This window comes from Cyanobacterium aponinum PCC 10605, assembly GCF_000317675.1.
Taxonomy (GTDB): domain Bacteria; phylum Cyanobacteriota; class Cyanobacteriia; order Cyanobacteriales; family Cyanobacteriaceae; genus PCC-10605.
Genome location: NC_019776.1, coordinates 3,518,053 through 3,541,492, shown reverse-complemented (window position 1 = coordinate 3,541,492; position 23,440 = coordinate 3,518,053). Strand labels below are relative to the sequence as shown.

The 23,440-nt window shown below is 33.9% G+C and carries 18 protein-coding genes and 1 pseudogene; 4 read left to right on the top strand and 15 right to left on the bottom strand.

Annotated features, from left to right (window positions below; translation table 11 throughout):
• Positions 1-172: 172 nt before the first annotated feature.
• The 5 genes from CYAN10605_RS14835 to CYAN10605_RS14815 form a co-directional block, all read right to left on the bottom strand.
• Positions 173-1,039, bottom strand: coding sequence for a hypothetical protein (locus CYAN10605_RS14835; RefSeq protein WP_015220758.1), 867 nt, complete (start codon positions 1,037-1,039; stop codon positions 173-175).
• A gap of 134 nt (positions 1,040-1,173) precedes the next feature.
• Positions 1,174-1,428 (bottom strand): DUF3146 family protein, encoded by a 255-nt coding sequence (locus CYAN10605_RS14830; RefSeq protein ID WP_015220757.1) that lies wholly within the window; start codon positions 1,426-1,428, stop codon positions 1,174-1,176.
• A gap of 44 nt (positions 1,429-1,472) precedes the next feature.
• Positions 1,473-2,252, bottom strand: coding sequence for a pentapeptide repeat-containing protein (locus CYAN10605_RS14825; protein ID WP_015220756.1), 780 nt, complete (start codon positions 2,250-2,252; stop codon positions 1,473-1,475).
• Between the two features lie 119 nt (positions 2,253-2,371).
• Positions 2,372-3,238 carry a formylglycine-generating enzyme family protein gene (locus CYAN10605_RS14820; protein WP_015220755.1) on the bottom strand — a complete coding sequence of 289 codons (867 nt, stop codon included), beginning with the start codon at positions 3,236-3,238 and terminating at the stop codon, positions 2,372-2,374.
• 293 nt (positions 3,239-3,531) lie between these two features.
• Positions 3,532-4,830 (bottom strand): hypothetical protein, encoded by a 1,299-nt coding sequence (locus CYAN10605_RS14815; RefSeq protein ID WP_015220754.1) that lies wholly within the window; start codon positions 4,828-4,830, stop codon positions 3,532-3,534.
• 149 nt (positions 4,831-4,979) lie between these two features.
• Between CYAN10605_RS14815 and gshA the strand changes: the two genes are divergently transcribed.
• Together gshA and CYAN10605_RS14805 are read left to right on the top strand one after the other, a co-directional pair.
• Positions 4,980-6,134 (top strand): glutamate--cysteine ligase, encoded by a 1,155-nt coding sequence (gene gshA / locus CYAN10605_RS14810; RefSeq protein WP_015220753.1) that lies wholly within the window; start codon positions 4,980-4,982, stop codon positions 6,132-6,134.
• A 136-nt stretch (positions 6,135-6,270) separates the two neighbouring features.
• Positions 6,271-6,636 (top strand): hypothetical protein, encoded by a 366-nt coding sequence (locus CYAN10605_RS14805; RefSeq protein ID WP_015220752.1) that lies wholly within the window; start codon positions 6,271-6,273, stop codon positions 6,634-6,636.
• A 68-nt stretch (positions 6,637-6,704) separates the two neighbouring features.
• Here CYAN10605_RS14805 and CYAN10605_RS14800 read toward each other — a convergent pair whose 3' ends face one another.
• The 4 genes and pseudogenes from CYAN10605_RS14800 to CYAN10605_RS14780 form a co-directional block, all read right to left on the bottom strand.
• Positions 6,705-8,102, bottom strand: a complete 1,398-nt coding sequence (locus CYAN10605_RS14800) for a transporter substrate-binding domain-containing protein (protein WP_051018161.1) — start codon at positions 8,100-8,102, stop codon at positions 6,705-6,707.
• Positions 8,103-8,190: 88 nt separating this feature from the next.
• Positions 8,191-9,245: pseudogene (locus CYAN10605_RS18415) on the bottom strand (IS630 family transposase).
• A gap of 10 nt (positions 9,246-9,255) precedes the next feature.
• Complete coding sequence (locus CYAN10605_RS14785) at positions 9,256-10,362, bottom strand: alpha/beta hydrolase (protein ID WP_041922545.1); 1,107 nt, start codon at positions 10,360-10,362, stop codon at positions 9,256-9,258.
• Between the two features lie 358 nt (positions 10,363-10,720).
• Positions 10,721-12,034, bottom strand: a complete 1,314-nt coding sequence (locus tag CYAN10605_RS14780) for a dihydroorotase (protein ID WP_015220751.1) — start codon at positions 12,032-12,034, stop codon at positions 10,721-10,723.
• Between the two features lie 257 nt (positions 12,035-12,291).
• Here CYAN10605_RS14780 and CYAN10605_RS14775 point away from each other — a divergent pair, with 257 nt between their 5' ends.
• Both CYAN10605_RS14775 and CYAN10605_RS14770 read left to right on the top strand, forming a co-directional pair.
• Complete coding sequence (locus CYAN10605_RS14775) at positions 12,292-13,827, top strand: hypothetical protein (protein ID WP_015220750.1); 1,536 nt, start codon at positions 12,292-12,294, stop codon at positions 13,825-13,827.
• Between the two features lie 536 nt (positions 13,828-14,363).
• A complete protein-coding gene (locus CYAN10605_RS14770; RefSeq protein WP_015220749.1) occupies positions 14,364-15,554 on the top strand; it encodes a HEAT repeat domain-containing protein in 1,191 nt (396 codons plus the stop codon).
• 140 nt (positions 15,555-15,694) lie between these two features.
• On the opposite strand, the gene CYAN10605_RS14765 is transcribed toward CYAN10605_RS14770, so the two are convergent.
• The 6 genes from CYAN10605_RS14765 to der form a co-directional block, all read right to left on the bottom strand.
• Positions 15,695-15,889: a hypothetical protein gene (locus CYAN10605_RS14765; protein ID WP_015220748.1), complete on the bottom strand. Its 195-nt coding sequence runs from the start codon at positions 15,887-15,889 to the stop codon at positions 15,695-15,697.
• 73 nt (positions 15,890-15,962) lie between these two features.
• Positions 15,963-16,730 carry an imidazole glycerol phosphate synthase subunit HisF gene (gene hisF, locus CYAN10605_RS14760; protein WP_015220747.1) on the bottom strand — a complete coding sequence of 256 codons (768 nt, stop codon included), beginning with the start codon at positions 16,728-16,730 and terminating at the stop codon, positions 15,963-15,965.
• Positions 16,731-16,988: 258 nt separating this feature from the next.
• Positions 16,989-19,268 carry a ribonuclease catalytic domain-containing protein gene (locus CYAN10605_RS14755; RefSeq protein WP_015220746.1) on the bottom strand — a complete coding sequence of 760 codons (2,280 nt, stop codon included), beginning with the start codon at positions 19,266-19,268 and terminating at the stop codon, positions 16,989-16,991.
• A gap of 230 nt (positions 19,269-19,498) precedes the next feature.
• Entirely contained in the window at positions 19,499-20,536 is a 1,038-nt protein-coding gene (gene pdxA, locus CYAN10605_RS14750; protein WP_015220745.1) for a 4-hydroxythreonine-4-phosphate dehydrogenase PdxA, read from the bottom strand.
• A 38-nt stretch (positions 20,537-20,574) separates the two neighbouring features.
• On the bottom strand, positions 20,575-21,795 hold the full coding sequence (locus CYAN10605_RS14745; protein WP_015220744.1) for an RNA-guided endonuclease InsQ/TnpB family protein: 1,221 nt from the start codon (positions 21,793-21,795) through the stop codon (positions 20,575-20,577).
• Positions 21,796-21,945: 150 nt separating this feature from the next.
• Positions 21,946-23,307: a ribosome biogenesis GTPase Der gene (der, locus tag CYAN10605_RS14740; protein ID WP_015220743.1), complete on the bottom strand. Its 1,362-nt coding sequence runs from the start codon at positions 23,305-23,307 to the stop codon at positions 21,946-21,948.
• Between the last annotated feature and the right edge of the window lie 133 nt (positions 23,308-23,440).

Genomic DNA, 23,440 nt, shown 5'->3' with positions numbered 1-23,440 from the left:
AAAAGGGAGAAGATAAAATTGATAATAATTTACAAAAAACTTATATTTATTGATTTTTTTTTTTCAATCATTATAACTGTAGTTTAGACTAAGAAAAAATTGCAAGACAATCAATAAGCTAACAAAAATTAGCTTACGGAGAAAATAAATTGAGTTAACTATTCCTTCAAAGTTAGGTTTTTCCCCTTTTTTTACTTTTGGATTGCTGTTTTTTAATGGTGGGATAAACTTTAGCTTTGTTTCTTTTTCCCCCTTGAGGCCAGCCATGGGATTTTCCCCGACTTTTAGGAGAAAGGGTAGGACTTCCAATCTCTATCAATAATGAAGTCATAGATAGAGCAACCCTTCCAGGAGTTAAATTCTGTTGTGGTTTTTGCCACGGCAAATGGTGTTCTTGGACTAAATCCTTTGAGAGCCATAATTGCCAAGTGATATTGACGATTAAATTACTCCATCTTTGACACCTGTCAGGAGTGCGAAAATTTGGCAAAGTCCAATGCAACCTCTGCTTGGCAAAACGATACCAGTGTTCTAATCCAAACCTTCGCTTATATTGACTCCAAATATACTCCAAAGATAAAAATTCCTCTCCTACCCAGATTAACCAAAGTGGACGATGTAAACTCCCTGTTTTTTTCTCCTTTAATGGTGGTAACCATGCTATGGTGCTATATCCTTGTCCTACTACTGATGAATTTAGGGATGAATGAGAATATTGATAACCTCTATCTTTCATCGTGGGACTATCTTTACATTCCCACTGGGTATGATCTATGCCTAATAACGTATATTCTAAAGTGTCTATTTCTTGAGTGTATCGTTTCATCAATTTGTTGCCATTGGGACGACTATCCTCTATCGCTTCATAGGTGCTACACCATTGTCTCTGGAAAAAAGGCGATAAAGAAAATTGTGCCAAACTACGAGCATTTTCTCTGGTCATGATGCTGTCCATTAGCTCAAATGTGGCATCTTTACTTTTGACTAACATTTCATAGGTATCATGACGAAAATTTTTTAGTCTGTTATATTTGTTCATGTAGAGAGATTTTAATTGGTGATTATTTTATTTTCTCTCTATTTTTCTTTTTTGTCTTGTCCTTCCTCATTTTTCTCTACATTTAGTCTAAACTACAGATCTCAGTCAGAGATTCTTAAGTTGAACAGAGGTTATCAAAGTTTTGCTCGTAAACAAAATTGATAATCTCCCCCTGCTTCTAGTTGGTAGTCATGGCTTTCTAAAAAACGGCAGAGGGGTTCTTTTATTAAGCTACGTCCCAATGTGGGAGTGATCGATAATTTTCCTGCGGGAAAGTGCCACTTAAAATACCATTGGTAGCTACCCGCATTAACTTCTCCTTTTATTTCTCCTTTACTCCAAGATTGACTCGTAATTTTCACCTCAACAATGGTTTCTGGTAAAGCCATGAAATCAAATTTCAATCATAATTTTTCTTTTCCATATCGTAATATCAAGGGAGAAATAATTTCAAGACCATAGGTGCGATCGAATTTACTATTTGGACGAACTGAGGACTTCCCTGATTACCATCTTTTTCTTCGGCTTCGGCTCTTGCTTTCACTAATTGAACAAAACGACTGGACAATAAATAACCCTCGGAATTGTTTTGAGTTTCAAATAACCCTTGAGCGGTTTCTGCATCTTTGATAGCGGCACTCACTTGTCCGTAACGGGATTTAATCACTGCTCTTCCTAAATAAGCCTGAGCTAATTCTGGATTAAGATTAATTGCTTGAGAGTAATAATCAGCCGCCGCTTTATAATTACCATCTTTATCTTCAGATAATCCCCACACATAAAATTGCTCTGCACTGGCGGCAGTGGCGGGAATACCTACAGTGCCTTGTATATGAGCCATACTGAGGTCTAATCCTTCAATAATAACCCCCTGCACATAACTGTTTCTAAAGTCAGTATTATAGGCATTAGCTCCTGATAAATTTGCCCCAGAGAGATTTGCACCGAAAAAAGAAGCGTTAGTTAAATTTGCTCCTCGTAAATCTGCTCCAGTTAAATCGGCACGGGATAAGTTTGCACCGACTAAATTTGCACCTCTTAAGTTAGCTCCTTGCAAATTAATCATTACTAAACCTGCATCGGCTAAATCACAATTTTCACACTGCTTAGTTTGCAGTAATTGATTGAGATGTTCAATATTTTCAGCTTGACAGGGGAAAGTAGCTATCAAGCTCATTAATAAAGTGGAGGTCAATAAAATAGTTTTATTCATGATGACAATATTTTTTAAAGAGTTAGCTCATAATCCATAATATTGATAATTTAAGAGACTTCTCTATGAATTTAGCAAAAGTCTAAAATACAGTAAAAACATCCAATTTTATATCGAACTCAAGTACTCATTGAGTCACAAGCAATGCGAAAACCAATTAACTTGCCCTTAAAGCTCGGTAAAGCCCACAAACGAACCCCAGAACGACAATAGTAGGCTGTGTCATCCCAAGAACCTCCACGAATTACTCTAGGAATTTCCTCCTCTGAGTCTAAAGAAGTTTCTTTTTCGAGCCACGGTTGCCCATTGGTGGGAGCTTCGATGTAATTTTCATGCCAATGATCCTCACACCATTCCCAAACGTTACCATGAACATCATATAAACCATAATTGTTTGCAGGAAAAATTCCCACTTCAGTTGTTTCTTGTCTCCATTTTCCGCTTCCCCCTAACCCATAACCAAAACTAGCTTTATAATTTGCCAATTCGGAAGTGATAGTTGTACCATAACAGAAGGATGTGGTAGTCTCTGCCCGACAAATATATTCCCATTCCGCCTCCGAAAGAAGACGATATTTTATACCTGTAAGTTGCGATAGTTGTTGACAAAAATTGTGGGCATCAAACCAAGAAATATTTTCTACTGGCTTATTATCTCCAGCAAAAAAAGAAGGATTTTCTTTCATTATCGCTTGATATTGACTTTGAGTGATAAGGTATTTACTAACAAAAAAATCTTTGATTTCGACTTCATGTTCTGGGGTTTCATCTTTGCTTCGTCCTTGCTCTTGAGTTGGTGTCCCCATTTTAAATTTACCACCATGAATACTAACCATGTCAAGGGTTACTTTTTCATCTAAATTCACAGAAAAATATTCTATTTCTTTTGTTTGTTTCCGAAGGGTTAAAGTGGGGTAATCTTGGTATTGGTTTTGATTTGTGTCGATTGTCACCACTTCTATTTGATTTTTTTTGAGGTTATCCATCAGTTTCAAGAAATCTTAAAGTTTAAAAGTTTGCAAAAAATATTAACAAGTAGTAAAGAACGAAAGAGAATTATTAATTAATAGTTTAGTTATATTTTTCTTATTATAAGTCATCAAAATAAATTTTAAGTTTTGGCTCTTTTTCAATTTTAATTAGTTTAAAAAATCAACAAAAAACTATATTAATTCAATAGAAATACAATAATTAAATATTAGTAAAAAAATGAATAAAATTAAAATAATTTTTTACTAGTTAATTTAAAAATAAACTAGCTTAATCAAAACATAATAAATTAATTATCCATTAATTTTTTTCTCCATTCTTCATCTATCTTATCTCTCTGTTCTATTTCTTGGTCTAACAAGTCTTTTTCTGTGGAATAAGCTAAGTCTTCTCCTGTAATTACTTTTTGTTGGGCAAATTGTTGAGCGTAATTAATTTTATTTTGTAATTGAGAATTAGATTCTAGTATGTTGGCTCGATTTTGTCTTTGATTATTTCTTTCTACTACTTTTTTATTGCGGTTTTGTAACCAAAAATAACGGATTAAGGGAATAGTTAAATAACTAACTGCGTAAGCGACTAAAATGCCGTAAATGGAGTTCACAAATAGAATAAATCCTCCGATTTCTTGGGCTAATTCGGGAGTGAGTAATGTACCTAACATTAAAGCTAATACTATATTAACTCCCCCAAGCGCGATCGCACCTATTTTTTGACCACTACTAGCAATACTAAACTGCCATAAATTTTCTTTTAAGTAAGGAGCAACACTAGCTTTATTTCTTTCTTTTGCTGTTACTTGTAATTCAGGAAAATAATAAATAATTTCTCCTTTATCTGACACTTCAGGATAACCATTAAAACGAATTAAAACGGGTAAAATATAATCTTCATCTTCTTGATTGCTAATATTATCTAAATAGGGGGCAACTTGTTCAGCGATAATTGCACCATTATTATTTTTTATTACTGTAGCAATTTCTCGCCAACGTCTTTCTTCTAAATTGCGATTAGGATTACCGTCGCCAAATAGAAAAGAATAAATTGATTCTAAAAAATTAAGCTCATTTTCTGTTTTATTATTACGTTGTCTTTGATAACGTCTTTCTTCATAATTGGGGGAAAACATCCAGAAAAAATCTGGGGAAATCCAAAATTGAGGTAGAAAAAAGAAACCTCCCCCTCTCCGAGAATCCCCTCCATTGTTATCCCCGTCTTTGCTACTACTTATGGCAACGACAATAACAATAATGGCTAGTAACATAATAATAATAGAAGAAATCAGGATAATTCCGAAGGATATTTTAATTAAATAAAAAACTATATCCCATGCTTTTTGTAACCATTTTTTCCATCGTAATTGCCAGTATTTATTCCGAAGAATTGAGCGAAAATTAGAAGAAAATAAATAGACAATGTCTCCTGTTTCTGCTACTTGCAAATGTCCACTGGTATCGTTGGCTAGTTGTAATAATTCTTGTTGAACAATTTTGACATCCAAGCCAGATTGAGTTGCGACATCACCCACAGTCACTCGGTAATTAAGTTTTTCAACGGATTGCATAATCGCAGAATTAGGACTTGCCATTGTTACTCCCCTCTATTCTCCTCTAAGATATTTTTGATGACGGAAAACATTTTCTTTTTTTACTATAGCAATTTAGAAATTGTAAATCTTGTCAAGACAATTATTATCCTTGATAATAGAATAGATAGAGTCATGATAGAGGAAAAAATGTGCTGTTATCCAAAGGATTTGAAGTTGAAGTTTACACTGGTACTGCTAAAGGTGAAATAATCGGACTTTCTAGCCAAATTGTTCAAGATTTAAAGGGTTTTGTGCGTGAGCCTGATAGTCGTAATGTAGAATATACTACCGCTCCTTTGTGTAATTACGATCGCCTCTTATGTGCTTTGTTACGCCCTCGTAAGGATTTACGTCAATATCTCAAGTCTTTAGGGAATTATACCATTGTACCAGGTAGCACTTTATCTTTAGGTGATAGTAGCCGTTTTTACCGCTCTGATCCTCAAAATCATTATCATGACTATATTGAAAATACTTACCATACCAATATTGTCACCGCTAGTATTCATATTAATATCGGTATTGAAGACACGGAAAAATTAATTCAAGCATATCGTCTAATTCGTATGGAAGCACCTTTATTGTTAGCATTGAGTGCATCCTCTCCCTTTTTAGATAATCAAGTAACGGGGTATCATTCTACCCGTTGGCATTTATTTCCTCATACTCCCATCGATGTGCCTTTATTTCGTAATCATAGCCATTTTGTTGAGTGGGTTGAAAAACAGTTGGTTTTAGGGACAATGCAAAACGTAAGGCATTTGTGGTGTTCTGTGCGTCCCAATGGAGATAATCGCCCTTATAGTCTTAATCGGTTAGAGTTGAGAATTTGTGATTTAGTTTTAAACCCCATTCATTTATTGGCCATTACGGCAATTTTAGAGGCGAGGATTTTTCAGATTTTAGCAGATAGTACTTTAGATCCTCTACAACAGAGTACTATTAGTCGAGGAGATTTAGAGACGGAATTATTAAAAATAGTTCGTCATAATGAACAGGCGGTGAGTAAAAATAGTTTAGATGCGACTTTGTATCATTGGCAAGATGGTAGGGAAATAGTTGCCCGTGATTGGTTAGAAAGTTTAGTTGCCCAGTTATATCCTACTGCTAAGGATTTAGGTTTTGCTTGTTTTTTAACTCCTGTTAATCGTCTAATTCGAGAAGGTAATCAGGCTCAACAATGGCTGAAAAAATATGAACAAGGTATCTCTATTTCTACAATTATAGAAGATGCGATCGCATCTGTGTATCAAGAGGAAAAGGAATTAGAAGACAAACTTTGTGAACCTATTTTGGTGGCATAAATCATATTAATTATGGTTCTTCTACAATGATTATGATAGATTAAAGGCGAGAGGCAAGAGTATCAAGGAGCAGTCAAAAAAGTTTATAATTGTTGTTGTTATTTTTTTACAAATTAGGATATTTATCTTTGGTAAAGTGTCTGTTTTTATTCCCAGTCAAATAGTAGCTTTAGATTATCAAAATAAGTCTTTATACTGTGAAGTAATAGATGCGTGCTGCGTAGCAGATCCCTTCGGGATCGCATCTCGTGATTTATGTTGGGTTCGCCCAATTATTTTGGTAGATAAAATGACAGAAAAAACTGATTATTTAACAGATAAAAATGACATTTACGATCTAAGGTTTACCTCAGATTTATTATGGAATATAAAAGATTTTAGAATAGTTTTAGATACAGAATATATTGAATTTTTAGTTAATTTAAGTGATTTTGAATTTGATGATGATAAATTAAAATTAGCGAGAGAAAAACTAAAACTATTTATTAAAGAAATTTGCTGATGTATTGTTAAATTTTATTAAACACTTAAATACCATTCTTGATTTATATATATTCTATTCGAAGAAAATCAAGGGTCTTTTTGAAAATTTAAACAGTAATTTAACTGCTCTAATAAAAGACTGTTAGCTTCTTGATTGAAGTAATTTTGAGATAAAGTATTTTTTGTCAAAAAACCATTAATAATATCAATCCATTGAGAATCAAAACTAGGTAATGACAAACCGTAATAATCACAATTTAAGATAAATTTAGGATTTATTTTATATTTATTCTGATTACTAATCTCACTAATTTTACTATTTAATAGTAAGCTATTTCCTAAAAAAACATCAATTTTATTATTTTCCAAATCAGTTAATACATTTTCAAAACTGTTATAGTAAACCTTTGATGCTTGAGGATAGTTTTCATCCAAAAACTTTTCATTAGCAATATTATATATACTGCCAATATTTAAACTATTTAACTTACTAAGATTAAAATTTTGAGTATCCCCCTGGGGTAGTAAAAACTGATTTCCTGTTACCATAAAAGGAATAGAAAATACTATCTTATCTATATTTTTAGAAATTATTTGACCACATTCAAGATCAACTTGATTAGTAGTAATTAAATTAAAGAGATTATCTGAATCAGAAGGAATAGATACCAATTTTATTTCAAAATCAAAGTCAAAATTTGATTCTAAATAGTCAGCTAAACTATGTCCTAAAAAAGAACAAAAACCGCTCCATTCACCATCTTGATTTATATATCCTAAAGGCTCATTATTTTGAGGATAAGCAATTTTTAAAACTCCTGTTTTTTTTATCTCTTCAAGAATAGATAAATTTTGATTTTCCCAACTAGGAGTAACCACTAAAGATGTTTCTATGGCAAAAGGTAAATCCCCTCCATAAGCATCTTTCAAATCATTGACACTTAATTGATTAGTTTGTTTTACTTGCAAAGAATTATTTTCTCTAAATTTGCCATAATCTGAGCTTAAATAAACTAAATAATCCTGATTATTTTTTAAATAAACTTCTAAAAAAGCAACCGCAATACCTCGAAAATATTCACTGCTTATATTTCTATTTTTTCCTAATAAAAACTCTGGTAAACTATCTAAAGTAAATTCAGGAGAAGGTTGTGTTGAACTAAAATGAGTACCGGGTTGGAAAAAAATTAAATATTTAGGTATATTTTGTAACCATAAAAAAGGGTGTATTTGCTCAATCACAAAAGGAGTAATTATGTCTTGACTTCCTGCGGTAATCATAGTTGGAATTTTAATTTTACTCAACCCTTCTGATGCAAAAATACTACTTACCAGAGGGTGAGTAGCAATTACTGCCTTAACACGAGAATCAGCGACTTGATATTGGGTAGGAGGTAAATAACTCGCTTGACACTGGAGAATAAGGGCGATGTTTATAATTACTTTGTCTGAACTACATTCTGTTTGTAAACGATTTATATTCAACGGTGCACCGGCAATTTGTAGTGCTGTTGTTCCTCCTAGTGAATCTCCTATAATATCAAATCCGTTTAATTAGCCACACTAAAAGATATTAATTAGGCCACCAATAAAAATTGGCTATTCCTTTAACTATTTCTTTTTCTTCCATAATTTTTTTGCATCTACTAATAACTACCTCTTCTAACTCTTCTAAATTTTTAAATGTCCTATTAGCGATGGCCTCATTTATTAATGGCCACAAACGTTCTGCCGGTTGTAATTCTGGAGAGTGAGAAGGCATCAGCATAACGTGGATTCCCTCTGGTATTTCCGTCGTTTCTTTAATCGGATGCCAACCAGCTTGATCCATTGCTAAAATCACCCTTTTGTTTTTACCTATTTCATAGTGCTGTGCAAAATCTTTTAAGACTCGATTAAACAATTCAGTATTTACATATGGTAGTAGCCACCAATATGTCTCTCCTGTATTTGGTTCCACAAAGCCATATAACCACAACCATTGAAAACGCCAATTGACCGTAGCTATCGGTTGATAACCTTTTTCTACCCATACTCTTCTCAATACTGGTTTGAGTCCTAAACGATGCTCATCCTCAGCCCACACTTGAACGTCCGCGTCGGGATATTCTTGTTGAATCTTTTTTTTTTTTCTGCTAGTTGATTTTTCCATTCATTTTGTTCAAGGCAGCTAGAATTTTGATGATTTGGACGAGGACATCGGAGACGATATTCTAATCCTTTAAGATATTCCCATCCTCTTTGAGGAGAAATAGTACGATCTAGAAGTTGAGTGAGCCATTTTGCGACTTTGACACCATTCCAAAGTCCTTGATCATCGGGGGGTGATTGTAATCTTTGATATAGCAGAGCTAATTGTTGATCGTCTAATAACGGTTTTCTACCCCGATTATGTTGTCTTTGATCCCCCAACATTTTTGCACCCGAACGATTATAACTACGAACAAGTTCGTAAATCCAACTTAAGCTATATCCTGTAACGTGGGAAACATAAGAGGTTCGTTTCCCTTGTGCTAATAACCAAATCACTTGGTAGTGAATTTTTTCAATCCCTTGTTTGGCTTTTCGATACCCTTGTTCTAATTCTTGTAAACTTAAATGGGGTTCAATTTTGATTCTTGAAGGCATTGGTCAAAATCTACGACAACAAATATACATCCTCTTGATTATACCATGTGCAATTAAGCGGATTTGATATAACTCCTATCTGGGAAAGATTAGCCCTTTTTTGCCATAAAGTATTATCTTCCTGAAAAGACTCTAAGTAATCAATAATATAACTTAAGTCAGCAGGACGAGCTAAGTATTCCATCGGACTTAATGCACTACTTAATGTCCCTTTTAATAGTTCTTGACGATATTGTAAATCGCTACCAATATGTTGAGGTATAGCAACAATAAAACCATAGGAAGCTAAATGTTGAGCAAGAGAGGTAAAATTTTCTCTAACAGAACCAAAACCATGAGATATTAAAACTAGAGGAAAAGTATGGGTAGCGTCATCAGGTAAATAAAAATCCACAGGGAAATTATATTGAGAAACAAAGCCTTCTTTTGTCATTCTTACTTGATTTCTTTCAAGAATAACAGTTTTTTTGATGACATTATATTGACCTTTTTTTGCTAAATCGGGTAAATTATCTAGTTGAGACAGAGGGATATTGTGACTATTTTTTTCTGCTACATTATCAATGGCTTTAGTTACTGCATCACCGTAACTTTGATAGGCAAATATTTCATCTTTTAATTGTGCTAATAACTCTAAATTAACGTAAACTTCCTGAGTAGGAAAAGTTTTTAAAACATCAATTAAATTCCATGATTCTTGATTTCCTGCTGTCGTTAAAATTGCACCTCTTATGGCATAAAAACCGTTTCTTTGGCTATGAGAAGAAATTACTTTTCCTAATTGTTTGATTAAATCTTGGGCTAAGGAGGTACGACTTATTCTATATAAACTTGCTTGAGGAAATTGAAAAGATTTATTTAAAAATAGTCTAACCTCAAAGAGAGTTTTTTGATCTAATTGAGAAGCATAAGGCTCTAAGTCTTCTTTTAATTCTCCTGTTTTAGCAAAAGTTTCTAAAGATTCTATAGCTACAGAAAAAGATAATGAACCATAAACAAAATTAATTTTTTCTGCACTTTCAGCAGATTTTGAAAATAGACAGGTAAATAAACTAATTAAAATACTAATCAGGAAAAATTTTTGCTGATAATGCTTTATTTTTGTAAATATTTTCATGGCTGTTAAGCATAATTTTAAGGGTAAAAAATATAAAAATACTTGTCATAAAATACTAAAAATGTTATAATGTAGTTAGAGCTAAATAGTCACCTTTCTCTTGATCCGTAGCGATCAGGGGAGGGGTGGCTTCTGCTTTTTATTGGCGAATTATAAGGAAATTAAATTTATTAATTAGTGAATAGGTTTCTAAAGGGTAAAGGGCAAAGGTAATTGACAATTAGTAATTAAGACAAGAGAATAGGCAACGGTGTTTAATTAATTAATTTCCCCTTCTTACCCCTTCCCCTCAACATCCCAATACCTGAAACCGGAAACCCCACTCAACTAAATATTTGAGTCATTAAACTGAGATTATTTAAGATTCAAAGGTAAGAGCTTTGCCTCTGACATCGGTACATAATTGACCATTATCAAGGGCAATATTACCATTAACAATGGTGTAAACAGGCCATCCTGTCAATTCCCATCCTTCAAATGGACTCCAACCACATTTAGTTGATAAATTTTCTTTTAAAACAGGGCGATAATTATTTAAGTCAACTAAGATTAAATCTGCATCATAGCCAATTTTTATTTCTCCTTTATTGGGAATTTTGTATAATTTTGCGGGGTTAGTACACATCCACTTCACCACTTGCTCAACACTACATCTCCCTTTTTTTGCTTCTGTTAACATTAAGACTAAAGAAGTTTCTACTCCGGGCATTCCTGATGGGCTATGGGGGTAAGGTTTCGCTTTTTCTTCTAAGGTATGGGGGGCGTGATCTGTTGCGATACAATCAATTACACCATCTAATAATGCTTTCCATAATATTTCATTGTTTTGGGGCGATCGCAGTGGGGGGTTCATTTGTGCTAAAGTCCCTATTTTTTCATAGGCTTCGGTATTTAGTAATAGATGTTGGGGGGTAACTTCGGTACTAATCCAAGGAGTTTTATGGGTGCGTAAATATTCTGCTTCAATGCCTGTGCTTAAATGAAGAATGTGTAATCTTCTTTGATATTTATTAGCCAGTTTTACTGCCAATTTTGTAGCATTTAAAGCCGCTTCTTCGTCTTGTATCTGAGAATGAATCGCAGGATCGCTAATACCCGCAAATTCTTTTCTTCTCTCCATTATACGGGCTTGATCTTCCGCATGAACAGCAATGATGCGATCGCCTTTTGCAAAAATAGGTTCAATTTCTTCCTCTGTACTTACTAACAACGCACCATGTTGTGACCCCATAAATATTTTTATACCACAAGCAGGACTCGCTTCCCGTAAATCATCTAAATTGTCCGCCGTTGCCCCCATGAAAAAACCATAATTAACTAAACACTTCTCTTTGGCACGATTGAGTTTATCATCTAAAGCCGCTTGAGTTGTGGTTAAAGGCTTTGTATTGGGCATTTCCAGAAATGAAGTTACCCCCCCCTTAGCACAAGCACAACTAGCCGTAAATAGGTCTTCTTTATGCTCTAAACCGGGTTCACGGAAATGGACTTGAGGATCGATTACCCCCGGTAATAACGTTAATCCTTTTCCATCAATAATTCTTGCAGATTCACTATGTAGAGCAGTACCAATTTCTGCGATTTTCCCTTGTTGAACTAAAACATCTCCTAAAAGAAGTTCCCCTTCAGGTAAAACTATTTCTGCTTGTTTGATTAATAAATCAGAGGTCATAATAGTGTTTATTTCTTACTAAATTAATTGAGACAACAAAAAAATATATAGAAAAAATCACTTCTTTTATTAATGCTTAATTCTATTTTTTCAAAGCAATTTCATATTATCTCTTAATTTTTATTTTAATCTAAAATATCTTTTAATACAACCACTAAGAAGCAAAATATTTTACATTCTGACCAAGATTATGTTAAGTTTTATAAAAACATAAAAGATTATAAATTAAATCCATAAATCAATATCAATTAATTTCTATGAACAATAAAAAAGTAGATAAGCCTTATAAAAAACCAGTAATACTGTCATGGTTCTGTGAATGGTACTTAGATCGTATCTTTATTAGTCGAATAATGGCAATTATTTCTGCATTAAATTTGTTAGTTGTTGCTTTTGATATAACTTATATTCCTCTAAGAGATATATGGTTAAATGGCAAAATTACCCTAGGAAAATTTAAAATAGGTCCGTATGAATATGAAGGTTTACCTTTAACTGTTTTACCTCAGAAATGGAGTCAAAAAATTACTCAATATGATGTAATAAAAGGCATTGAACCTAATAGAGATACTCAAACATATTTAAAGGAAGTTAGTTTATTAGAAGATAGTATTAATCAATATGGTTTAAATAGTCCAGAAACAGAAGAAATTTTGACAAAATTAAGAGAATATAGTGAGGATATGATTGAGCAAAACCCTTTTGCTGTCGCTAGTAAAAGTGGGACTTTAGAAGTAATAAAAAATCGGATGCGAGATCATATGAATAAATATATTGATAATCCTGAAGACTCTGCAAAACTTGCTTTTGATTCCTTCTGGAATACTCAACATTTGCAGAAACAATTTCCCAAAGAATTAAATTTTTTCAATGAACAAATAAAACCATTAATTAAAACTAATTATTATCGTCCTATAGGGGAAAATGGGGACTTTGTTGACTACTTCGGTTTAATTGATTTTCCATTTATTGCGATCCTTTTTGCTGATTTTATTATCCGTTGCTTAGGGATTAGTATTCGCTATCATGGAGTGAATTTCAAAGATGCTATTTTTTGGCGTTGGTATGACCTAATTTTCTTTTTACCAAAGTATAGATGGTTAAGAATTATTCCTGTTACCATTCGTTTAGATGAAGCAAAATTACTCGATTCTAAAAGGATTAAAAAACAAGCTAGTCAAGGTTTTGTGGCTGGAATTGCAGGAGATATAACAGAAGTTGTAATTTTGAGAATTGTTAATCAAATACAGAGTGATATAAAAAAGGGACAAATAGAAAAAATGTTAATTCCCAAAGGAAAAGTTAGGGAATATGTGGATTTGAATGATATTAATGAGATTGCCGAAATTACTAAATTGGTTATTGATTTAGTTGTTAAAGAATTATTACCTGAAATCAGAAGTGAAGTAGAAATTTTATTAGCCTATACCATAGAAAAAACAATCATTGATTCTCCTATTTATCCAAATATAAAAAGTTTGCCCAATTTTAACAAGGTATCTCAAAATCTTAGTCAACGTTTAGCCAATAGAATTTATCAAGTTTTCTTAGAAACTATTAATAATTTCATCAAGGAAGATCCCATTTTCGATCAATATTTAGAAAAAATAATTGCTAAATTTGGAAATACTTTAACTGATCGACCTAATGCTAAATATGATATTAATAAAATTGAACAGTTATTAGTTGCCTTGTTAGAAGAAATAAAAGTTAATTATATTCAAAACCTTTCAGATCAAGATATAGAGGCTTTACTAGACGAAACCAGAGCGTTAAGATCGTTTAATGAATAAGAATAGGCACTATTTTCGTTAGTTATCTAAGTAGGCAATAGGAAATTCTACCAGGTTGCCCCTTGCAAACACAGTTTCTCGGCAATGGGTAATGATGACAATATTTAGATGTCTCAATTTTTGACATAGTTTCAGCACATTTCATACCATGATTAAGAAATGCCTTAAAATCAATTTTAATAGTTTTTTTGTTAATTATTATTACTTTTTCCTCTTAAAAAGGAAGATATAAAGGGTTTTCCCTGTTCCTCAACACCGCCAGACCACTTTATATCGAACCCAAGTGATATAATAATGCCGAACTGAAGTTAACGTATTAGTCAATTTGTATTTTTTGCATTAATGTTATGCTTAAAAGGTATCAATCGCAAAAGAATGTGATTATCGTTACCAAATGTTGACAAAAAGGCAATTAGATTATTTCAAGAGGATTGAATAATTATATTTCAAACTTAGTTAATTACTTGCCTCTTGGTGTTATGGAAAATAAAGCTAACCTGCACTATCTCCCATCGAATTTTTATTAACTTACTGGTATGTCTCAAACTTTAGAAAGCCTTACTTTAGAAACAGAAACAGGGAAGATTAATCATTATGACATCTCCTATATTTTAGGTAGTAATGATTCAATTTCTTTAGAGACTGCTATAGAAATTTTAGCAAGGGGCAATTTTGAAGCGAAATGGGTTGTTTCTAAAGTTTTGGTTAGATATGGAGAAAAGGTTATACCCTTATTGAAAGAAATTATTCTCGATGAAAGTGCGGATGTAGAGTTGCGTTGTAGTGCGTTGAGAATAGTTCAACAAATTAAAAGTCCTCAAGTAATATTCGTTATTAGTGAGCTATTTTCTCTTACTCAGTCAGAAGAATTAATGGCTCTAGCTATTGAAACTTTAGCTTCTCAGGGTAAAGAATGTGTTGACTTTTTATCTAATCTACTAAATCAAGAAGAATATCGTATTTTTGCCACCAAAGCCTTAGCACAAATTCCTCACACTTCTATTATTGCACCATTACTATCTGTTACTAAGGATGAAAATAGTGAGGTTAGACTTTACTCTATCACTGCTTTAAAAAACTTCGATCGCGCCTCGATACTTAAGGTTATGATAGAAGCATTGGAGGATAATAGCTCTAGTGTTCGTAAAGAAGCTCTAATCGGAATTGGTTTAAGGTTGAAAAAAACCCAAGAAATTCCCCTTATATCAATAATTGCACCCTTACTTAATGACCTTAATCTTGGAGTTGCCCAACAAGCGGCAATTACATTAAGTAAATGTAGTCATCCCCTAGCAGTTAATTTTCTGGAAAAATCTTTAATCTCTCCTTATACTCCCATACCATTAAAAATAACTATCATTAAGTCACTGGCATGGATAGAAACAGAAAAAAGTATCCAATCTTTAGGAAACTATCTAATCTTAGCTGATCATCTCCTCACATTGGAAATAATTAAAGTTTTAGGTAGAGTTACTAATTCCAAAATAACACAAGATGCGATCGCGCTACGCCACCTTGTAATCGCAATTTTAAATAATTTTTACGAAAATATTCCCTCAAGTAAAAACACCCCAGAAATTCTCCAAAGTCTTTGTTATTCATGGAAACAATTAAAAGCAAAATCAGCCTTGAAATATGTTCAAGAAATTACAGGAAACAGCAAGAAATATTTTAATTCTTTAGAGGCGGAAAAAACACTATTTCACCTAAAATCCCTTGAATCTTGAGGATTATCAACAAAACAACAAAAGCAATCAATAATATAGATTATATTCAATATCTAATTTTTTAAAATTCTAATATCAAAAAACTTTCTTTAAATTTTCTTATTTAGTTATCTAAATAAATATATAAAAAATATCAATAATCAACTAGGAATGTGAGCAAAGTATGCTAAACAATTGTGTACCAAAAAATAAACCACCATCATCGCTGCCGCCGCAAGGGCGACTAATGTGCCAGCTAACATCAAAGAGAATTCTCGGCTATCAAAAGCCTGTTGCATTAAATGCAACGACCAAGCTACTAAAGCTATATCTAAAATGAGAATCGGAATTAACATTTCTTAAGAATGTAAGTTTTAGTCTATTTTAATACATCTTTCTTAGAAATATTAACTTTCGTTAAGGAAAAAATTAATTTTTTACTGGCACTTGATGACTACTTAAGTATTTTTTTATCTCCTCTACCGTCAATTGTCCATAATGTAACAAAGAAGCTAACAAAGCCGCTTCCGCTTTTCCTTCCGTTAAGGCTTGATAAATATGATGACAATTACCAGCACCTCCAGAGGCAATAACAGGTATTTCCACCATTTCCGCAATGGTTTTAGTTAATTTTAAGTCATATCCTGCTTGAGTTCCATCCGCATCCATACTGGTAATTAGTAATTCTCCGGCACCTCTTTCCGTCACCTCTTTTGCCCATGCCACCGCATCAATTCCAGTGTTTTCCCTTCCCCCTCTCACATATACATCCCACCCCGGATTATTTGCATCTTCTCTTCTTCTTGCATCAATAGCAACAACAATACATTGACTGCCAAAACGCTCACTAGCTTTATTAATAAAATCTGGATTCCTTACTGCCGTTGAGTTTACACTTATTTTATCTGCCCCTGCTCTTAACAAATCCTTAACATTTTCTAAGGTTTTAATCCCCCCCCCAACAGTAAGAGGAATAAAAACTTGTTCGGCAGTACGATAAACCACATCAATAATCGTGTCTCTCGCTTCATGGGTAGCGGTAATATCAAGAAAAACCAATTCATCTGCCCCTGCATCATTATATAGCTTTGCTAATTCAACGGGATCACCTGCATCTTTCAAATTAGTAAAATTTACACCTTTAACAACTCTACCAGCATTAACATCTAAACAGGGTAATATTCTCTTTGCTAACATTTATTTATCTCTCCTTTGACGCAGTCTCATTATAATATCATGTCAGGGAACGAGTCATCTTTTGCTACCTCTGGCAAAAAACTAGAGAAAAAATAAACTCTGTTCGGTTTAAGAATATCGGATAAGGTTAGGTGTCAGGTTGCAGGTTTTAGGATGTTTAGGTGATGAGGGGAGAGGGGGAAATTAGTTCGGAGTTGAGAGTTAGAAGGTATTAATTATCAACTATTTACCTTAAATCATAGCTCAAATCACCAACACCTAAGTTTCTAATTGATGTTGAATCATAAACACCTGAGAAGCTGATTGTTTTGCATCCTTTTTGCTTTTACCATAACCTTTAGATTTTAAGACTTTGTTTTCCACAGACAAAACGACTATACAAGAAAAAAAAGTACCAAAATTATCAAATATATATTCTGGGGATTTCCAATGATTTGCCTGACAAAGATAATGAAGTTTAGATACCCAATCAACATTTAATTTTGTTGGTTTTTCCTCGTTATTATCGATACTATTAACAATATCTTTTTTAGGGTTAATATCATCATCTTGATCAGCATTTTTCTCAGGATAATTATCTTCATTTTCATCTGCAAAAATATCAGGAGCGGTAATTAAAGTATTGTTAACGTAAGCCTGAATATACGCCATAGATGCTTTTTGTTTTGCCCTACTTTTTTTTGCATCCACTGAAATTTCTGGGGAAATTAAATTATTGATACAACAAAGGGCAGAATAAACTTCTTCAGAAGGATTATATTCTATTCTATATTTAATGGAGTAATTATTTATTTGACAATAAATTAAAACTACTGAGGTAAAGTCTAGGTTGCTAAAGTTGAAAAATTTATTTATTTTTCCTTCAAACCAAATTTTATATAAATCTTTAACACTCAGACGATTAATTCTGTTTTCTATTTCTTCGATAATTTTTTCTTCAAACTGATTTTTGAGACAATAGTCTATGAGTTGGCTAAACAGCTTGTCATCTAAGTTAGTTAAATCAATATCATTTTCTAGTTTTTGCAATGATTGTTCTTTGATAAAATCTTCAAAAGTAGCAGAGGGAAAATTATTCGGTTGTGATGTTAATTCTCCTTTTAAATATGATTTAATTGTTGCCAACGCCGCTTTCTGTCGAGCTTTATTTTTTTTGCTATCTTCTTCTGGATTGAGGGTTGTTTTACCATCAAGATAACAGAAGGCAAAGTTTTTTTGTCTTATGGGGCAGTAGTGAGACTTATAATCTACCATAGAGTTGTCTAGTTGGCATTTAATTCTTAAAACGGAAATAGTGTCTATTTCTTCGTCTTCTAAAAAATGTTGAATTTTGCCGACAAACCAAATATGATAAAAATCTTTTGGTTGTAAATCTTGTTTTCGTTTTTCCAGAGATAAAATTATGTCTTTTAAACGATTATTTTTCGCAGTATATTGAATTAATTCTGATAATTCTTCTGAAGATAATTTATCAATATTAACTTGCTCTAAATGACTATATTTTTCTTCTAATTCATCTTTTCTTTTTTGCTTTAAATAATTAGCTCGATCGCACTTAAATTTTTCGGTAAACTCATTAACATGATCACAAATTGTATTTAATTCTTGAATAGAATAAGGATGAGATTTTTGCTGAAGAAAATTTTTAACAATGCGATGATTAACTAAATCAACAAATCTTCTTAAAGGACTGGTAAAATGAGCGTAAGCCATCAAACCTAAGCCAACATGGGGTTTTGCCCAAGACTCATAAACAGCAGGAACTAAACAATGCCCCATCGTTTTAATCACAAAATCAAAATCCGTTGTACCAACATCCTGAGTACGATAAATTGCTGGTAGATTATTCTCTGCCAAAAAATTACCAACTGTTGCATTAGTTAGAATCATAAACTCAGCAATTAATTGATGGGTATTAACATTTTCTTTAATTAAATTGCCGTCTTCATCAACATAACCTTCCGTTGTTAATATTCCCGATTTACCCACTCTTTTTTGAGCAAATAAATGAGCTAATTGTTGCATTTTTAATAATAATTTATGTTCAGGAATATCTTGAGGATTTGCTAAAATTTTTTCTACTTCTTCATAACTAAAGGCTTTTTTATTAGTAAAAATAGTCTCTTTAATAGTAAAATTATTAACGTTTCCACTACTATCAATTTGAAAAAAAATAGTTAAAGCTAACCGTCTTTGCTCTTCTTCCAATGAACCTAAATTAGTACTAAGATGATTAGGTAACATGGGGGTTGAAGGATTGGTATGATAAAGAGTTATTACTCTTTCCTCTGCTTCTTTATCAATGGGGGAATGTTTAGGGATTACGGTAGAAACATCAGTAATACTCACTTGAAGCTCGAAATTACCGTTACTTAATTCTATCAACCAGATACCATCATCTCGGTCAACGGTACTTGAATCATCTATCGTTATACCAAATACAGATAAACGATTATGAAAATGATCAGCTAAATTTACAGCAGAAGCCTGTTGAATATGGCTAGAATTAAATTTTCTGGGTCTGATTTCTGCTTTCATCCTCTGATTTTTAGTTGACAGATAATTTCTTTAAATCATTATATATAGGAATTCGTAATTAGAAATTCATAATTAGTAATGTAAGACAAGGCAATGGGTAAACCCCTCTGTGTCTCCCCTTAAAAGGGGAGAAGGGCAATAGGCAATGGCGAATAGTGTTGGGGTGTTGGGGTGAATAGTTGATAATAAACCTGAAACCTGACACCTTTTTCCAAACCTCAAAACCTGAACTAAGTTTGTTTTCGATTATAGCACAATGCGATCGCCCATTCAATGGCAGAAAGCATACTTGAAGGGTTAGCGACCCCTTGACCAGCAATATCAAAAGCAGTACCATGATCGGGGGAAGTTCTAACAAAAGGTAAGCCTACGGTAGTATTAACCGCTTGATCAAATGCCATAGCTTTTACGGGAATCAAACCTTGATCATGATATAGTGCAAGAAACGCATCAGGGGTATCTATATTACCATCTCTAAACCATGCTTGAGTTGGCTTAATCCACATAATATCGGGTGGAATCAAACCAATTAATTTAACTTGAGGATATTTTTTCTGAGCATTGATTAACCAATCTTGTAACCATTCTTTCTCCTCTATACCCAATTTTCCATCCTCACCACTATGGGGATTTAGTCCTGCCACTGCTATGGTGCTTTTTTCAAGGTTAAAGTCTTGTTTTAAGTTTTCAATCAACAATTCTAGTTTAGAGTCTAATATGGACGAATTAAGATTATCTGAAACAGTTTTTAAGGGGATATGGGTAGTAGCCAAAATAGTACGTAAGACCCAATTAGTATAAGGAGATAACCCAAGAAACATCATGGCAAATTTTTCTCGTCCGCTTTTTTGGGCTAAAACCTCTGTTTGTCCCGGGTAGTCATACCCTGCACTTTGCCAAAGAGATTTTGCAATGGGGGCAGTGACAATGCCTTCAAACTGACCGTTTAAAGTAAGTGCGATCGCATTTTCTAAATATAAAAAACTAGCTTTACCCGTCTCTTGATTTCCCTTGCCCCAAATAATATTTTCTGGGGTGTCCACTTCAATAATATTTAAACTATCTGGATGTATTAATTCTTGGGATGTAAAGGGCTGTAAATGATGATAGGTCTTTTCAAGATGCGATCGAGATCCAATGATCGTAATATTAGCACGATCATGTATAGAGGGTCTGCTAAGGGCTTTTAAAATTATTTCTCCTCCGATACTAGCAGGATCACCCATAGTAATCGCAAGGTCAACTTTTGAACCAGATTGGTTAATCATTGTCTTTGGTGTTAAGGAAACTAAATCAGAGTGAACTACTACCCGACCGCTATGGCTGAGTCGGGAGCTTCATCTTTCACAGGTTCGTGCCTCAAAACGGATTTACGTCCGCCTTTTGGTCTTACCGATCCTCCAGATGCAGAGACGGCTGTTCCATCCGTCTGTATTTTTCTGATGCCTTCTGCTCTAATATTTTTACTTGCGTTCTCATCTCTATCATGATGACTACCACAACTTGGACAAGTCCATTCTCTTATCTCTAATGGCATTTCAGACATTTGATAATGACAATGAGAGCAAGTTTTAGAGCTAGGAAACCATCTGTCTATCTCTACTAATAACCCACCTTTTTGCTTGAGTTTATAGTCTAGGAAATTGATCAATGTTCCCCAACCGACATCAGATATTGCTTTCGCTAAGTTGTGATTCCGAACCATACCCTTGATATTCAACTGCTCAATGACTACCACTTGATTGTTATTCACAATCTTTCTTGAGAGTTTGTGTAGGAAGTCTTGACGGGCATTGCTTATGCGTTCGTGAACTTTAGCAACTAGCTTACGAGCTTTTTCTCTATTCTTAGAGCCTTTTTTCTTACGGGCTAATTTTTGTTGTTTCCGAGCTAAGTTTTTTTCATGTTTTTTGATGTGTCTAGGGTTAGCGTACTTACTGGTTTTCCTGCCATCATGAACAATAGCAAAATCTTTGATTCCTAAGTCAATACCACAGACTTTTCCCGTAATTGTTACTTCAGGAAATGTTTGTTTGGTATCAAATAATATACTTGCATAGTATTTACCAGTAGGAGTTTTGCTTACTGTTACAGTCTTAATCTCACCTTCAAATATCCGATGAATAACTGCTTTTACTAAGCCCAGTTGGGGAATTTTGAGACATCCATCAACTATCGAGACATTTTGGGGATATTGGCAAGACTGTCTTCCTTGATATGACTTGTATCTGGGGTATTTGGCTCTACCTTCAAAGAAGTTTTTGAAAGCCTTAGTCAGATTAAGAGTCGTTGATTGCAGACATTGTGAGTAACAATCCCCTAACCAAGCCGTATCTTCCTCTTTTTTTAACTTAGGGAGATACTTATTAAGGGCTACTTGCTTTAATGCCTTACCTGTAGCTTTATAAGTGTCAATGCACAAGTTTAGAGCATAATTGTACCACCAGCGACAACAACCCATAACCTGAGATAATTTCTTGGCTTGGGTTTTGTTGGGATAGATTCTGACTTTTATCGCTCTGTGCATTGAGGTTTATTGCTAACTTAGGTTGCCAGTAAATTTATTATAACTAATGATTTTGGTTTTGTGTCGAATCCTACGGATATTTTTTTATCGAGGCACAATTCATCCGCTAATCCGCTATGCTGAGATTAGGGACTTCTTTTGCCATTTACGTTAAACTTTTGTTGCTCGATTGCTACTGCCCATTTTTTCTCCTTCCCTTAAACTCTTACCACGCCAGAGCAATTTTAAGGGTGTACCATGAAAGCCTAATTGTTGTCTAAACTGTTTTTCCATATAACGACGATAGCTATCGTTAAAGCGTTTTGGATCGTTCACAAATAAAGCAATGGTTGGAGGTTTAGATGTAACTTGAGTACCATAATAAATCTTACCTTGTTTTCCTTGACGACTGGTGGGAGGTGAGTGCCAACGCACAGCATCTTCAATTACTTCATTAATTACAGAGGTACTGACTCGTTTTTGATGTCCTTCGGCGGCGGTGTCAATTAAGTCCAAAATTTTGTCAACTCTTTTGCCTGTCATCGCTGAAGTAAAAACTCGATCTGCCCATTCCATAAAGTAGAGGCGATCGCCTATAATTTTCTGATATTCATAAATAGTATGGGTATCTTTTTCCACCGCATCCCATTTATTAACAACAATTACGGCGGCCTTACCCTCATCAATAATTCTTCCTGCTAACTTCAAATCCTGTTCAGTAACACCATCTAAAACATCGATTACAAATAAGACCACATCAGCCCTTTTGATGGCTTTAAATGCCCGATTAATACTAAAAAATTCCGTACCATAATCAACATTTTTTTTCCTTCTGATACCCGCAGTATCAATTAAACGATAGGTTTTTCCATCTCGTTCTACCACCATATCAATGGCATCTCTGGTAGTACCAGAAATAGGACTAACGATCGCTCTTTTTTCTCCTGTCAAGGCATTTAAAAGACTTGATTTGCCGACATTAGGACGACCAACAATGGCAACTTTTGTTTCTTCTACCTCCTCCCACTCATCCATCGAAGGCACGTATTCTGTTACCTTTTCTAATAAATCTCCTGTGCCATTACCATGAATTGCTGAAATCGGGAAAGGTTCACCCAAGCCCAAATTCCAAAATTCTGCCGCCAGAGTTAACCCTTGAGTTTCCGACTCACATTTATTAACTGCCAACACAACGGGTACAGGTTGAGAGCGTAACCAAGAGGCAATTTCTTCATCTCCTGCGGTCAATCCCAATTTTCCATCCACCACAAATATAGCTACCACGGATTCACTTAAAGCCGCTTCTGCTTGTTCCCTAATCAAAGGCAAAAATTCTGTCTCATCATCAAAGACTAATCCCCCGGTGTCCACTACCTGAAATTCTCGATCCTGCCAGAATGCTCGACGGTAGGTGCGATCGCGGGTTACACCGGGTTGATCAAAAACGATGGCATCCTGTTCACCGCATAAACGATTTACTAGGGCAGATTTACCGACATTGGGTCGTCCAATTATAGCAACGATGGGTAGCATGAGTTTGAGAATGAAGATTATACAGACCAAATTATATATTGTACCCTAAATTCTTTTTCATTTCAATCAATCGGAGTTCGGAAAGAGGTGTCGGGTTTCAGGTTGCAGGTGTTAGGGTGTTTAGGGGATGAGG

Bases quoted from the DNA above. Each gene is read 5' to 3' on its own strand.
- CYAN10605_RS14835 (WP_015220758.1), bottom strand. From the start codon at position 1,039: ATGAACAAATATAACAGACTAAAAAATTTTCGTCATGATACCTATGAA.
- CYAN10605_RS14830 (WP_015220757.1), bottom strand. From the start codon at position 1,428: ATGGCTTTACCAGAAACCATTGTTGAGGTGAAAATTACGAGTCAATCT.
- CYAN10605_RS14825 (WP_015220756.1), bottom strand. From the start codon at position 2,252: ATGAATAAAACTATTTTATTGACCTCCACTTTATTAATGAGCTTGATA.
- CYAN10605_RS14820 (WP_015220755.1), bottom strand. From the start codon at position 3,238: ATGGATAACCTCAAAAAAAATCAAATAGAAGTGGTGACAATCGACACA.
- CYAN10605_RS14815 (WP_015220754.1), bottom strand. From the start codon at position 4,830: ATGGCAAGTCCTAATTCTGCGATTATGCAATCCGTTGAAAAACTTAAT.
- CYAN10605_RS14785 (WP_041922545.1), bottom strand. From the start codon at position 10,362: ATGAAAATATTTACAAAAATAAAGCATTATCAGCAAAAATTTTTCCTG.
- CYAN10605_RS14780 (WP_015220751.1), bottom strand. From the start codon at position 12,034: ATGACCTCTGATTTATTAATCAAACAAGCAGAAATAGTTTTACCTGAA.
- CYAN10605_RS14775 (WP_015220750.1), top strand. From the start codon at position 12,292: ATGAACAATAAAAAAGTAGATAAGCCTTATAAAAAACCAGTAATACTG.
- CYAN10605_RS14770 (WP_015220749.1), top strand. From the start codon at position 14,364: ATGTCTCAAACTTTAGAAAGCCTTACTTTAGAAACAGAAACAGGGAAG.
- CYAN10605_RS14765 (WP_015220748.1), bottom strand. From the start codon at position 15,889: ATGTTAATTCCGATTCTCATTTTAGATATAGCTTTAGTAGCTTGGTCG.
- hisF (WP_015220747.1), bottom strand. From the start codon at position 16,730: ATGTTAGCAAAGAGAATATTACCCTGTTTAGATGTTAATGCTGGTAGA.
- CYAN10605_RS14755 (WP_015220746.1), bottom strand. From the start codon at position 19,268: ATGAAAGCAGAAATCAGACCCAGAAAATTTAATTCTAGCCATATTCAA.
- pdxA (WP_015220745.1), bottom strand. From the start codon at position 20,536: ATGATTAACCAATCTGGTTCAAAAGTTGACCTTGCGATTACTATGGGT.
- CYAN10605_RS14745 (WP_015220744.1), bottom strand. From the start codon at position 21,795: ATGCACAGAGCGATAAAAGTCAGAATCTATCCCAACAAAACCCAAGCC.
- der (WP_015220743.1), bottom strand. From the start codon at position 23,307: ATGCTACCCATCGTTGCTATAATTGGACGACCCAATGTCGGTAAATCT.